General features: G+C 65.7%; 14 protein-coding genes. 10 read left to right on the forward strand and 4 right to left on the reverse strand.

All coding sequences use genetic code 11. The features are described 5' to 3' along the window. The 4 genes from dinB to thiE form a co-directional block, all read right to left on the reverse strand. Positions 1–1,154 (reverse strand): DNA polymerase IV (gene dinB, locus VFV09_06875; GenBank protein HEU4867434.1); only part of this gene is annotated, 1,154 nt, incomplete at its 3' end. Between the two features lie 149 nt (positions 1,155–1,303). Then, the gene (locus tag VFV09_06880) at positions 1,304–2,020 is read right to left on the reverse strand and encodes a hypothetical protein (GenBank protein ID HEU4867435.1); all 717 of its coding nucleotides are present in this window, start codon (positions 2,018–2,020) and stop codon (positions 1,304–1,306) included. Positions 2,021–2,091: 71 nt separating this feature from the next. Further along, positions 2,092–2,394, reverse strand: coding sequence for a metal-sulfur cluster assembly factor (locus VFV09_06885; GenBank protein HEU4867436.1), 303 nt, complete (start codon positions 2,392–2,394; stop codon positions 2,092–2,094). 27 nt (positions 2,395–2,421) lie between these two features. Continuing rightward, positions 2,422–3,132, reverse strand: a complete 711-nt coding sequence (thiE, locus tag VFV09_06890; GenBank protein ID HEU4867437.1) for a thiamine phosphate synthase — start codon at positions 3,130–3,132, stop codon at positions 2,422–2,424. Between the two features lie 69 nt (positions 3,133–3,201). Between thiE and grdA the strand changes: the two genes are divergently transcribed. From grdA to VFV09_06940, 10 genes are all read left to right on the forward strand, one after another. Beyond that, positions 3,202–3,666, forward strand: coding sequence for a glycine/sarcosine/betaine reductase complex selenoprotein A (grdA, locus tag VFV09_06895; GenBank protein ID HEU4867438.1), 465 nt, complete (start codon positions 3,202–3,204; stop codon positions 3,664–3,666). Positions 3,667–3,757: 91 nt separating this feature from the next. Then, positions 3,758–4,798 carry an ANTAR domain-containing protein gene (locus VFV09_06900; protein ID HEU4867439.1) on the forward strand — a complete coding sequence of 347 codons (1,041 nt, stop codon included), beginning with the start codon at positions 3,758–3,760 and terminating at the stop codon, positions 4,796–4,798. Then, the gene (locus tag VFV09_06905) at positions 4,795–5,175 is read left to right on the forward strand and encodes an ATP-binding protein (GenBank protein ID HEU4867440.1); all 381 of its coding nucleotides are present in this window, start codon (positions 4,795–4,797) and stop codon (positions 5,173–5,175) included. The genes VFV09_06900 and VFV09_06905 overlap by 4 nt, the downstream gene beginning before the upstream one ends. Continuing rightward, complete coding sequence (locus tag VFV09_06910; GenBank protein HEU4867441.1) at positions 5,172–5,570, forward strand: hypothetical protein; 399 nt, start codon at positions 5,172–5,174, stop codon at positions 5,568–5,570. The genes VFV09_06905 and VFV09_06910 overlap by 4 nt, the downstream gene beginning before the upstream one ends. Before the next feature lie 21 nt (positions 5,571–5,591). Continuing rightward, positions 5,592–6,200, forward strand: coding sequence for a chemotaxis protein CheB (locus tag VFV09_06915; protein ID HEU4867442.1), 609 nt, complete (start codon positions 5,592–5,594; stop codon positions 6,198–6,200). 4 nt (positions 6,201–6,204) lie between these two features. Next, positions 6,205–8,067 carry a CheR family methyltransferase gene (locus VFV09_06920; GenBank protein HEU4867443.1) on the forward strand — a complete coding sequence of 621 codons (1,863 nt, stop codon included), beginning with the start codon at positions 6,205–6,207 and terminating at the stop codon, positions 8,065–8,067. A gap of 342 nt (positions 8,068–8,409) precedes the next feature. Further along, on the forward strand, positions 8,410–10,170 hold the full coding sequence (locus tag VFV09_06925) for a hypothetical protein (protein ID HEU4867444.1): 1,761 nt from the start codon (positions 8,410–8,412) through the stop codon (positions 10,168–10,170). A 151-nt stretch (positions 10,171–10,321) separates the two neighbouring features. Next, a complete protein-coding gene (locus VFV09_06930; protein ID HEU4867445.1) occupies positions 10,322–10,948 on the forward strand; it encodes a class E sortase in 627 nt (208 codons plus the stop codon). Next, positions 10,949–12,055, forward strand: coding sequence for a hypothetical protein (locus VFV09_06935; protein HEU4867446.1), 1,107 nt, complete (start codon positions 10,949–10,951; stop codon positions 12,053–12,055). A gap of 49 nt (positions 12,056–12,104) precedes the next feature. Continuing rightward, a partial coding sequence (locus tag VFV09_06940) for a radical SAM protein (GenBank protein HEU4867447.1) occupies positions 12,105–12,400 on the forward strand: 296 nt, incomplete at its 3' end.

Consider the following 12,400-nt stretch of genomic DNA (forward strand, 5'->3'; position numbering starts at 1 on the left):
TCCTCCCCAAACCTCATTCGTACCCGATCCAGGGCGATTTCAGCCGCCCCCCACTCGGGCTGCCTCTCGAACACGATCTGTTCGGTGGCCGGCCACTGCGACAGGTTCGTTACCGAGACCCCCAGCAAGCGGATCCGGCGCCGGCTGGGCGGCTTGCCCTCCAGGAACGACTCGAGCAGCTCCCGGGCCAGCCCGTAGATCGCGGTGGCGCCGTCGATCTCCTGCTTGAGTGTCTTGGACCGGCTGAACGTCTCGAAGGTGGACAGGCGCACCTTGAGGCTCACGGTCTTCCCGCTGATCCCCCGCCCGCGCAGTCGGGAGGCAACCCGGTCCGAGAGTTTGAGGAGGGCGCCCAGTTTTGCGGTTTCCTCGACCAGGTCGGTTTGAAAGGTCTCCTCCGCGCCCACCGACTTTGCGACCAGATCGGCGACCACCTCCCGGCCGTCCCGGCCCGAAGCAAGCTGGGACAGCCCTGCTCCGTGCGACCCCAGCGCCCTCTCCAGAACCGAGGGCGGGCACGCGGCCACGTCCCCGATGGTCTTCAGCCCAAGCCGCTCCATAACGGCGGCGGTCTGCTCTCCCACCCCCCACAGGTGGCCGACCGGCAGCGGGTTCAAGAACTCCGCGACCCGGTCCGCCGGGACGACCAGCACCCCGTCCGGCTTGGCCATGCGGGACGCCAGCTTGGCGATGAACTTGTTCGGCGCCACCCCGACCGAAAGCACCAGTCCGGTGGTCCGGAGCACACGGTCCTTGAGGGCCTCTGCAGCGGTCGCAGGGTCGGGCCAGAGCCTCCAGGCCTTCCTGAGATCCAGGAACGCCTCGTCGAGCGAGAGGGGCTCCACAGCGACGCTGAAGGTATCGAACACCTCCTTGACCTGTTTCGACTTGGCGATGTAAGCCGGAAAGCTCGGCTGGACGAAGATGCCGTTCGGACAAAGCCGGCGGGCCCGGGCGGTGGGCATAGCGGAGCGCACGCCGTACCGGCGCGCCTCGTAGGAGGCGGAGGTGACCACGCCGCGGCCGGAAGTGCCGCCGACGATCACGGGTTTGCCCCGGAGCGACGGCTCGTTGAGGGTCTCGACTGACGCGTAGAAGGCGTCCAGGTCGGCGTGGAGGATGGGGCTCGACCAGTTCCCGGCCGGGCCGGTCACCGGGGTGGGACGAGCGTCCGAAGGAGACGCACGGAGAGTTTCACCTTCGGACGCTCAACCTCCACCTCGCACGGTCGAACACGTGTTCGTGACAACGGTAGAGGCTTCCCGGGACCAAGTCAAGCATCCCGGGCAGCCTCGAGAAGCAGCTACTGCGATACGTCGATGGTCCAGGGCCCGGAGGCGGTCACGTCCACCACGTAGATGCCGTCGGCGAATATCTCCACCGTCTTCTCACCTGTGAAGTCGCTCAGCTCGTTGGCCAGCAGCGTCACCACGGAACCGTCCGCCGAGTTGATCAGCTGGGGGGCAAATAGCCCGGCTCCCTTGTAGGTGATCCGGAACTTCGCCGGACCGGCCTTGAGGGAGAAGAACTCCGAAGCTGCCGCCTTGTCACCCTCGAGCTTCTTGGGGGGCAGCGGCGCCTCGGTCGGCACCGACTGGTCGATGTCCACGCTCCACTTGCCCCTGGTGGCGATGTCCAGCGTGTAGTCGCCCACCGGAAGCCCGACGGCCTTGGAACCCTCGTAGTTGCCGATCTCGTTGACCAGAAGGTTCTGGGTGTCGCCGGAGCCGTACTGAACGACGAAGTTCGCGCGGCCCTCGTGGTTGAGGGTGAACACGGTAAGTCCCCCGCCCGCCTTGAAGGTCACCTTCTTGCTGCCACTTCCCTCGAACTCCTGGCCTTCCACCTTCTCGACGCGCGGAAGCTCTTCGCCGGGAGCGGCGGTTCGCTCGGGCGCTGCGACAACCGGGCCTTCGTTGTTGTTGGCCACCAGAAGGCCCGTGGTGACCGCGACAGCGATCAGCAGGAGCACTCCGGCGCCGATCACGTACCACTTGAACCTGTTCCAGAACTCGTTCATCAAAAGCCTCTCTGTCCGCCGGACGCGCGGACGCCCAGGCCCTCATTTACCGCCGCCATGTGGTTCGTCTCTTAAAAGAAGCCGAGCGCGGATCGCGCAAGCTCGCTCATTTTGTCCGGCCCCCAAGGGGGCTGCATAGTCATCTCGGAGGTGACGCTAGATATCCCCTCAACGCTTGCTGCTGCCTCGCGAATCTCGTTTTCGATCTGTGCGCCTGCGGGGCAACCCACCGAGGTGAGGGTAAAGATGATCTGAGCTTCACCGTCGTCGGTGACGGCAACTTCGTACACCAGGCCCAGGTCGACGATGTTGATGCCGATCTCGGGATCCTGAACAACCTTTAGTGCTTCCATAACCTGATCTGAAGTGGGCATGATCCAAGTTTAGTCCACGCAGCGCGCCTAGCGGCTGAAGCCGTTCCGGGCGCCGCGCGGCCTGAGGGCTGAGCTCAGGAGCGATGCGGCCGCCGCCGGGTCGGCGCTTTCGACGATGGCCCTCACGACCGCCACCCTGCGGGCCCCGGCCTCCAGTACTCGAGACAGGCTGGCCGGGTCGACCCCGCCGATGACGAAGACCGGCCGGTCGGCGCGGTCGGCGACGAAACCGACCAGGTCGAGCCCAACGGCCGGCCGGCCCGGCTTGGTGGGGGTGGCGAAGACGGGGCCCACTGCGGCGTAGTCGGCGCCGGCGGCCAGCGCGGCAAGGAACTGCGCCTCCGAGTGGGTCGACAGCCCAATGAGGGGCACGGGCCCCAGCTGGCGGCGGGCCTCGGCCGGCGGGAGGTCGTCCTGGCCGAGGTGGACGCCGTCGGCGCCGCAAGCCACGGCCACGTCCACCCGGTCGTTGACCACGAACAGGGCGCCGAACTCGCTGGTGCGGCGGCGGACGATCTCGCAGTAACGAAGGAGGGGCCCGGCCTCCATATGCTTCTCCCGAAGCTGCACCACGTCGACGCCGGCTTCGAGGACCGTGGGCAGCAGCTCGTCGAGGTCCCCGGCTCGCGGGGTCGCCGGGGTCACCAGGTACAGATAGGCGGCGGCCAGCCTGTCGCGAAGCGCCGAAGCATCGCCCGCGGGGTTACGGGGTAGCTTCTCGGGAGGCGGTGCCGGCATCGACCCAGGTTATTCTCTTGGCGAGTCGAGCGGGTCCGCCAAAATGTCGATCCATATAAGGAGGTGAAAGTGTTCGAAAACAAGCAGGTGGTTGTCCTGGGTGAACGCGACGGGGTTTCCGGCGGCGCCATCCAGGCCTGCGTCGAAGCGGTGGGAAGTGCAACGGTGGCGTTTGCCGCCACGGAGTGCTTTGTCTGAACGGCCTCCGGGGCCATGGACCTGCACCACCAGGAGGTAATCCTGGCGCTCTCCAAACAACACGGCCCTGAAAATCTGCTCGTGCTTCTGGGATCCCCAGACGCCGAAAGTGCGCAGATTTCAGCGGAAACCGTGGTGTTGGGAGATCCGACCTACGCAGGCGCCTTGACCGAGGTCCAGTTGGGCCTCGACGTTTACCACATTCTCGAAAAAGAAATTCGCTCCGAGATACCCGAAGACGTGTTCGAGGAGCAGGTCGGCCTGATGGCCGATGTTCTGGACGCGGAAGGGATTACCGAAACCCTGGGAGGCATCCGGGCGCAGAAACCCGCTTAGGGGGTTTGCGCCCGGGTATATCCTGGGTGAGCCAGGCCAACCGTTCCTCCAGGAATCGGATTGAGCCGGGACGGACTCGGAGGGAGCCCTGATGGATCTTCTGAGGATCTACCAGACAGAACCACGAGGGTTTCGTTTGGTGGGCGAGCTCGACCTCTCCTGCCTCGACCAGATGAAACCGGTTGAGGAGGCGGCATCCGCCGGGGGCGACCTCCACCTTGACCTGACGCGCCTGACCTTCGTCGACGGCGCAGGACTTGACCGCCTCACCAGTCTGGCCCGCACTCTCGCACGCTCCTCGAGCAAGCTCGTCGCTTTGAGGCCCCAGCGGGCCATCGAGCGCCTCCTGAAGAGGACGGCTGCGGTCGAGAAGCTCGACAACCTCGTCGTCTCGAGGCTCTCCAAGATGGTCGACGACACATTCGAGGCACCCGACCTCCCCAGGGACCTCTCCCGGGTCATGGTCTCGGACTACACCCCGGAGGGCGCCTGCAGGCTCCTGGCCGAGCTGGCCGTCGCCGAGATCCCGGGAGCCCAGTCCGCCGCAGTCATCGTACGAAACGCCGGACACACCACCTGCGCCGCGTCGAGCGACCAGCTCGGGGACGGCATCGGGGCCCTGGAGGTCCAGCTCGCCGAGGGACCTTCGGTGGACGTCCTTAGGACCGGCAAGAGGCAGGTCAGCTCGTCGCTGGTGACCGAGAAACGGTGGCCCGAGTTCTCCAACCGGGCCCTCTACTCCGGCATCGCATCGGTAATGTCCCAACCCCTGCCGGCCAACGGCTCGACGTTCGGCGCCCTCGCCGTCTTCAGCACCCGGGAGAGCGCGTTCACCGAGAGCAGCTTCGAGCGCGCGGCAAACCTCGCATCCCACGGGGCCGTCGTCATAGCGAACTCCAACCTCTACTGGCAGGCCACCGAGCTCACGGAACAGCTGAAGGAGGCGCTGGAGTCCCGAGCGGTCATCGACCAGGCCAAGGGCGTCCTGATGGCCAGGGAGCACATCTCGCCGGACGAGGCGTTCTCGCTGTTGCTGAAAGCCAGCCAGACGGGCAACGTGAAGGTTCGGGACATCGCGCTTCAAATCGTCGCCAACGCCCAGGGGCTTCGCGCCAAGGGCATTGTTGCGTGAAACAGAACTTTCCCGCCGACACCACCAGCCTGTTCCCGGTCCGCGAGTTCGTGAGGACCAGGGCGCTGGGGATCGACCTCGGCCCGCAGGAGGTCAACGACATCGTGCTGGCCGTGTCCGACGCCTGCGCGTTGTTGCTCCGCCACAGCCTCGACACCAGCATCGTCCTCGGCTGGGAGGCGGGCAACAACGAGATAGTCGTGACGGTCGAGGACCAGGACGTAATCCGGGTGTGGGCCGAGGAGGGCCGGATCAGCCCCGAGGAGACCTTGCTGATCTCGGATCTGGTCGACAGGGTCCACGTCGAGACCGTCAAGGACACGGGGCACACCGTGATCCGGATGTCCAAACGACTGGGAAAGCGGGGCAGGCTGTGACCGACGGGCTTCCCGTAGTCCGGCAGTCAACCGACTTCGTCGCCATGGACCTCGGAGTCCGAGCCGCCAAAGCCATCTGCGACCGCTTCGGCGCCCAGGTGGTCGACTACTCGGCCGAGGGCGCCAAGGGCTCCATCACCCTTCGCATCCCGTCCCGGCGCGAGCGGTTCGCGATGTCGGCGGACCGGTACCAGGCCGCCCTGAGCGGCGCTGCGGAAGTCCGGCAGAGGACGTCGGCCGTCCTGGAAAGGGCCGAGCATCACCGTCGCACCAACCGGGCTCTGCGGAGCTCCCTCGCAGAGCACCGACGGGCACTCAGCGCAGCCAGGGTTGAATCCCGCAGGATCATCGAGGCCCTTCCGGCCCGGACGGCGGAACGTCCGGGGCCCCATTAGCCCTCGACACACTCCCTCGGGATGTCACGGGAAGCTGTCGGTGACGCAGTGAGCCCGAGCAGCGGATTCGGCGTCGTCGCCATCGCCACGTCTGCGGGCGGGCTTCATGCACTCGACGAGATCCTGTCCCGGCTGACCCCCGACTTCCAGGCACCGATCGTCGTGGTCCAGCACATCTCCCGCAGCCGGGAGAGCATCATGGCGAAGATCCTTGCCCGGAAGACCCCCCTACGGGTCAAGGAGGCGGAGGACGGCGAGCGAATCGTTCCCGGGTGCGTCTACACGGCTCCGTCGGACTACCACCTGCTGGTTGGGCCCGAGGGGACCCTTGAGCTCACGTCGACCGATCTTGTGCACTTTGTCCGGCCGTCGGCCGACCTTCTTTTTCAGTCGGTGGCCGAGAGCTTCGGCAGCCGGGCGATTGCGGTGGTTGCAACGGGAACCGGCTTCGACGGGGCGACCGGCGTACGGGCCATCAAGCGGAGCGGGGGCGTTGTGATCGTGCAGGACGAGCTGAGCTCGGAGTTCTTCGGGATGCCGGGCGCCGCCATCGACACCGGAGACGTCGACCACATCCTGCCTCTCGACCAGATCGCCGCTGCGCTAACCCGGCTGACCTCGGTAGCCTAGAAACATGGAAGAACCGATCGACCCGGATCTCGACCTGCTGCTCAATCACATCCGGAGCACCCGGGGTTTCGACTTCGCCGACTACAAGCCCACCGGGCTGTCCAGGCGGATCAACCGGCGCATGCAGTCGCTCGGCATCGAGACCTACGGCCTCTATCTGGACCGCCTCCAGGTCGACCCGTCCGAGTACGAACACCTGTTCAACTTCATCCTCATCAACGTCACGGACTTCTTCCGGGACCCCGAGATCTGGGACTACATGCGCGACGAGGCCATCCCGAGGGTGCTGGAGCGCAAGCTGCCGTCGGAGCCGATCCGGGTGTGGTGCGCCGGCTGCGCGTCCGGCGAGGAGGCGTACAGCCTGGTGATGGTCCTGGCGGAGCTGATGGGGCCCGAGGCAGTTGCCGAACGGGTGAAGGTGTACGCCACAGACATCGACACCGACGCCCTGGCCGCCGCCCGGGCCGGTGTGTACTCGGCGAAGCAGGTCGAGTCGGTTCCGGGGAACCTGCTGAAGACCTACTTCGAGGAGACCGGGGGCAACTTCACCTTCGACCGGAACCTGCGCCGCTCCGTCATCTTCGGCAGGCACGACCTCCTGCAGGACGCGCCGATATCCCACGTGGACATCCTGACCTGCCGCAACACCTTGATGTACTTCAACAGCGAGGCCCAGGCCCGGATCATGAGTCGCTTCTACTTCGGGTTGAACGAAAACGGCATCCTGCTGCTGGGAAAGGCCGAGATGATGTCCGGCTACGGGCGGGCCTTTACTCCGGTCGACCTCAAGCGCCGGGTCTTCGCCCGCGGGCCCAAGCGGGAGGCCCGCGACCGGCTGATGCTCCTGGCCCAGTCCGGCGACCACGACGCCCTCGGCCAGCTGACCAACCACGTCCGGGCCAGGGAGATGGTCTTCGAGGGAGCGTCGGTGGCCCAGATCATGGTCGACAGCACCGGCCTGCTGGTGCTGGCCAACGCCCGGGCGCGGGAGATCTTCGGCCTGCAGCCCAACGACGTCGGCCGGCCGTTCCAGGACCTGGAGCTGTCCTGGCGGCCGGCGCAGCTGCAACCGCTCCTGGAGAGGGCCCAACGCGATCAGAAGAAGATCTCTCTCAAGGGGGTTGAGTGGCAGGCGCTCGGGGAGCACATGTACCTGAACATCGACATCGTCCCCCTCCACGACAACGGCAGCCGGGTCCTGGGTGTGGGGGTCCACTTCTACGACGTGAGCCGCGAGCGCAGCCTGCGGCACGAGCTCCAGCAGTCCAACCAGGAGCTGGAAACGGCCATCGAGGAGCTTCACTCCACCAACGAGGAAATGGAGACCACAAACGAGGAGCTCCAGTCGACCAACGAGGAGCTGGAGACGACCAACGAGGAGCTGCAAGCCACCAACGAGGAGCTGGAGACGATGAACGAGGAGCTCCAGTCGACCAACGAGGAGCTCGAGGCCGCCAACGAGGAGCTGCGGGGCCGCACCGCCGAGCTCAACCGCCTGAACCGGTTTCTCGAGACGATGATGTCCAGCGTCCGGGCCTCGGTCATAGTGCTCGACTCAGCTCTGAAAGTGAAGCTCTGGAACCAGCACAGCAAGGAACTGTGGGGACTTTCCGAGGACGAGGTGGTCGGCTCTCCCCTTCTCGGGCTCGACACCGGCCTCCCGGTCGACGGCCTCGCCGCAGCGTTGACCGCCTCGTTACGCGGCGCGTCGGAGCACTACGAGACCGAGATCGACGCGGTCGACCGCAGGGGCAGGACGATCCGCTGCCGGGCCTCCATCTCCCCGATGAGGATCGACTCCGACGAGGCCTCGGGCGTGGTCCTGATGCTCGAAAAGATCCTCATTTCCGAAGGCCCCACCGGGTAGTTTCACGCCCCCCGGAAACCCTTGTCCTCCGGGCCGTTTAGAGTTCATGGCAAGCGGCTGCGGGCGGGCTCGGATTTTCCCAACCTCGACCCCGAAACCGTCAATTTAGTCTTGACAACAACTCACGCTTGGTGAATTCTTAGCACGCTCAGTAGCGGGGAGTATCCATAGGCCTGAAAGCTGGCCCCGGCCACGGGGAGCCACCAGCTTGACGGCTCGCATACGTATTGCCGGAATTACTGGATTCGGCACAACCACTTCAAATAGCATGACCGCACAAACAGCGACATAACGCTTTTTCAAGCAAGAGGAGACAAACCCCACATGTCCAGGAATAAGAAAATGGGACGCAGGCTCGGAGCGCTAGTCTCGCTCTTGGCGCTGCTCCTGATGCTGGCGCCACCGGCCGGTGCCGCAGTGCCCTTCAAGGACGCTGCATTCTCCGGCTACGCGACCGGCACCTACCTCCACGTCGACGCGCTGACCATAGGCACCACGCCGACGGTCAAGGCCGACGTCGGCTTCGCGGGTGCGTCGGTCAACTCGAAGGGCCTCTCAGCACCGGTGGTCGACGAGTTGGGCCGCACGGTTTCCCCCACGGTTGCCGGTAAGAACAGCTACGGCGCGGGCTTCGGCCTCGACGCCAACCTGCTCGGCGGAAGCCTTCTGGCCGGACAGCAGGCTGCTGCTGCTGCGCCGCCTTCCACGGAGCTCGTGATCCAGCGCGCCGTAGACCTGTCGAACGCTCTCCCCGGCGTGCTCGCCGTGGGTGCGCTCGAGGGTCGGGCGCAGGCTCGCTACGACGCCAACACCTGCATCCTGGGCGCGGACATGAGCTACGGACAGGGCGATGCAGCCGACCTGCAGCTTCTCGGCGGTCCGCTCAGCTCACTGACCGACGCCCTTCTGGGCACCGACCCCGGTGACCAGGACCCAGGCGCCGTTCGCAGCTCGACCCGCACCCGTCTCGTTCCCCAAACCAACGAGGCCGGCGCAGTCATCGGCGACAAGGTCGCCCTGATGACCGAGGTCAAGCAGACCCTCGCTCCCATCGTCCTGTTCCAGGGCATCCCGGGCGCGGAGATCACCATTGAGCTTCTCGGCGAGTGGACCATGCGAGTGGTCGCCACCGGCATCCAGGGCCAGGCGTACGTTCAGTACATGCCCGGCACCGCCGGCAACACGCCGGTGCTTTCCATCACCCAGTCCCTCCCCGTTGTCGGCCCCGTGGTCGACTCGGTGCTCCTTACGCTGAACCAGCTGCTCGGAGTCGACGACATCGTCACCGGCCTGCTGGGCGGCGAAGGCGGTCTTCTCGGCCTCGGCCTGGTGGACCTGGAGCTCAACCCGGACCCGACCATCGTCGAGAGCGCCGACGGCACCTCCGCCAAGGCATCGGTTGACGTGGTCAAGCTCGCACTCCTGCCGACCGCCGAGGGAGTCCTCGGAGGACTGACCAACTCACTCATCCCCGGCCTCGAGCTGGCGGACGTGCGAGTCGGGCACATGGAGGCTGCAGCCACCGTTCCTGCCGGAGGCATCCAGTGCCCCGACATCAACGTGGCCAAGGCCGCCAACCCGGACCCGGTCAACGCAGGCAGCGACTTCGTCTACACCATCGACATCAACAACCCCTACGACTGCACCCTGACCGACGTCAAGGTCGTCGACACCATCGAGGTCTCCAACCCCAAGATCAAGTACACGATCAAGGGCCAGGAACCGGCGGCAAGCTCGGTGTCCGGAGACAGCAAGGTGTTGACCTGGAACGACGTGGGCCCGATAGATCCGAAGGGCAGTAAACAGTTGAAGATAACGGTCAACGTGGACAAGGACTCGCCCGCCGGCAACTTCATCGACACGGCGGCGGTAACGGCCAACTGCGGCCTGGACACTGCTCAAGGAGGGGCCAAGATCAACCTGGCTCTGGCCGGCGGGGTCAAGGTCCTGGTGCCGAAGGTGCAGCCGCAGGTTGCTGCTCCCCTGCCTCGTACCGGTGGCAACAACGTCCTGTTCGTGAGCTCGGCGGTGGGCCTCGGCCTGATCTCGATACTCTCGGCGGCGGGTTACCGCAGGCTGCGCAGGTCGGACGGCACCTCCTAACACCGAGAAGACGATCACCCGAAATGGCTCGGTCCAAAAAAGGACCGAGCCATTTCAGCAACACCCGATAGAATTGTTCCCCCTCTTCCCCGGAGCCGCCTCAAGCGACTTCAGCGACCCCCGGGGAGGCTGAACGGCTCGAGGTGAAATAGTGGCAAGACTGACTGTGAAGGGCCGGCGTTTTGTGGCCCTCGGACTGGCGTCACTCGCGGTGTGCACCGCGATCGGGGCCGCCGGTTTCGTCGCCTATCCGTTCTACACGGACTGGCGCGCGGGCAACACCCAGGACGACCTTCGCGCAGCCTTTGCCAGCGGCGACCTCAAAGACGCCTACAGCAAGGGACAGATCGGCGATGCGCAGCCCCTCACCAGGATCATGATCCCGGCGATGAAGACCGATACGATCGTCGTCGAAGGCACGTCGAACAAAGCCCTGAACACCGGCGCCGGCCACTACCCCAACACCCCCCTTCCGGGTGAGCCCGGAAACGTGGCGATTGCCGGCCACCGCACCACCTACGGCAAGCCGTTTGCCAACCTCGAAATTTTGAAGCAAGGAGACAAGGTCATCCTCGAAACCCCGTTCGCCAAGCACACCTACGAGGTCATCGGTGGCTTCGGCGGTCACCAGAACCCCTGGGTGGTCGCCGCCAACGACTGGTCGGTGGCGGAACAGGTTCCGGAATCCATGTTGACCCTGACCACCTGCCATCCCCGCGGGAGCGACAAACAGCGGCTGGTCGCCCGCGCCAAGCTGATCAGCACGGAGGAAATCTAGATGCGGCGAGCAGCGGCGGTTCTCACCGGCCTGGTGTTCGCGGCCGTCTGGGTTTCGCCCGCCTACGCCATGACCAGCCCGGTGTTCCATCAGGCGCCGTCGACCTCCCAGCCGGTCAACGGCGGGGTGCCGATCAAGGTCGAGTCGGAGCCGGACTCCCTGCCGATCCTCGGGCTCGGCCTGGAGAAGGTCACCATCGAGGTGACCGTGAGCGGGCCCGGAGCGCCTGGGTCGCTGGGCAAGAGGGAGGGCTCGGTTTTCACCGCCACCTGGAACGTGAACCCGGACTACAACGGGACCTACGACATCAAGGCGACCGCCACCTCCTCCAACTCCAACGCCGCCCCGAAGACGGCGACGATCTCGGGCGTGAAGGTCAACAACCCGCCATCCACCCCCACCGGGGTCAAGGTGGTGCTGAAGGACAACGTTCCCAACGTCAGCTGGGCGGCCAACCCCGAGAAGGACATCACCGGGTACGAGCTTTACCGCGCAGTCGACGGCGGCAGCTACACCAAGGTCTACTCGGGCGACGCCACCTCGGCTGCCGACACCAACGCGCCGCACTCGAAGGCACTCACCTACAAGGTGACGGCCACCCGGAAGAGCCCGCTGTCGGCGGCAGGAATCGACTCGACCTCGGGCGCTACCTCCGCACTGACGATCCCCGCTCCGCCGGAGCCGGCTCCGGGCCAGGGGGCCGCCGACCCCAACAAGCCGACGGTCCCGGGCACCAACATCGTGACCGGCAAGGAGTCGCCCAAGCCTGCTGTGCCGCTCAACAAGTCGTTCGGCAAGGCCATAGCGCCCATCGTCAAGTCGGCCCCGGCCGGCACCGCGTTCGACGAGACGCTCCCCTACAGCGGAACTCCTCCTGAGCAGTTCGAATCCGCCTCGGGCGGCGATCCCATGCCCATCGACACCGGCGATTCAGAGGGCGTCTCGGTCACCAACCCTCTCAAGTTCATCGTCGGGGGCCTACTGCTTGCGGTGGCGTCGTTCTTCATGTGGCGCAAGTCACGGGAACTGCTGAAGGGCACCCGCCCGCAGGACCAGATCGCTCCGACCAGGGTCAACTTCCCCACCTTCCGGATCAATCGGGGCTGAGCCTCAGCGCAGGGAATTTCTTAATCCCTTCGAACGTTAGACTTAACGAATGGCACCCTCACTCGTCTCAGACGTCGAAAAGCGGTCCTCAGGGGTAACCGACACCTTTGGGCGGCCGCTTCGCGACCTGCGCATCTCGGTGGCCGACCGGTGCAACTTCCGCTGCATCTACTGCATGCCGAAGGAGATCTTCGGCAGCGACTACCAGTTCCTCGACCGCAAGGAGCTCCTCACCTTCGAGGAGATCGAGCGGCTCGCCCGGGTCTTCGTGGGCCACGGCATCGAGAAGATCCGCCTCACCGGCGGAGAGCCCCTGGTGCGGCGCAACCTCGAGAACCTCATCGA

The organism is Actinomycetota bacterium (genome assembly GCA_035759705.1).
GTDB lineage: Bacteria > Actinomycetota > CADDZG01 > JAHWKV01 > JAHWKV01 > JAJCYE01.

Excerpts from the sequence above, each read along its gene's own strand:
- VFV09_06880 (HEU4867435.1), bottom strand. The coding sequence starts at position 2,020 with ATGAACGAGTTCTGGAACAGGTTCAAGTGGTACGTGATCGGCGCCGGA.
- VFV09_06885 (HEU4867436.1), bottom strand. The coding sequence starts at position 2,394 with ATGCCCACTTCAGATCAGGTTATGGAAGCACTAAAGGTTGTTCAGGAT.
- VFV09_06925 (HEU4867444.1), top strand. The coding sequence starts at position 8,410 with ATGGGACGCAGGCTCGGAGCGCTAGTCTCGCTCTTGGCGCTGCTCCTG.
- VFV09_06920 (HEU4867443.1), top strand. The coding sequence starts at position 6,205 with ATGGAAGAACCGATCGACCCGGATCTCGACCTGCTGCTCAATCACATC.
- VFV09_06900 (HEU4867439.1), top strand. The coding sequence starts at position 3,758 with ATGGATCTTCTGAGGATCTACCAGACAGAACCACGAGGGTTTCGTTTG.
- thiE (HEU4867437.1), bottom strand. The coding sequence starts at position 3,132 with ATGCCGGCACCGCCTCCCGAGAAGCTACCCCGTAACCCCGCGGGCGAT.
- VFV09_06915 (HEU4867442.1), top strand. The coding sequence starts at position 5,592 with ATGTCACGGGAAGCTGTCGGTGACGCAGTGAGCCCGAGCAGCGGATTC.
- VFV09_06935 (HEU4867446.1), top strand. The coding sequence starts at position 10,949 with ATGCGGCGAGCAGCGGCGGTTCTCACCGGCCTGGTGTTCGCGGCCGTC.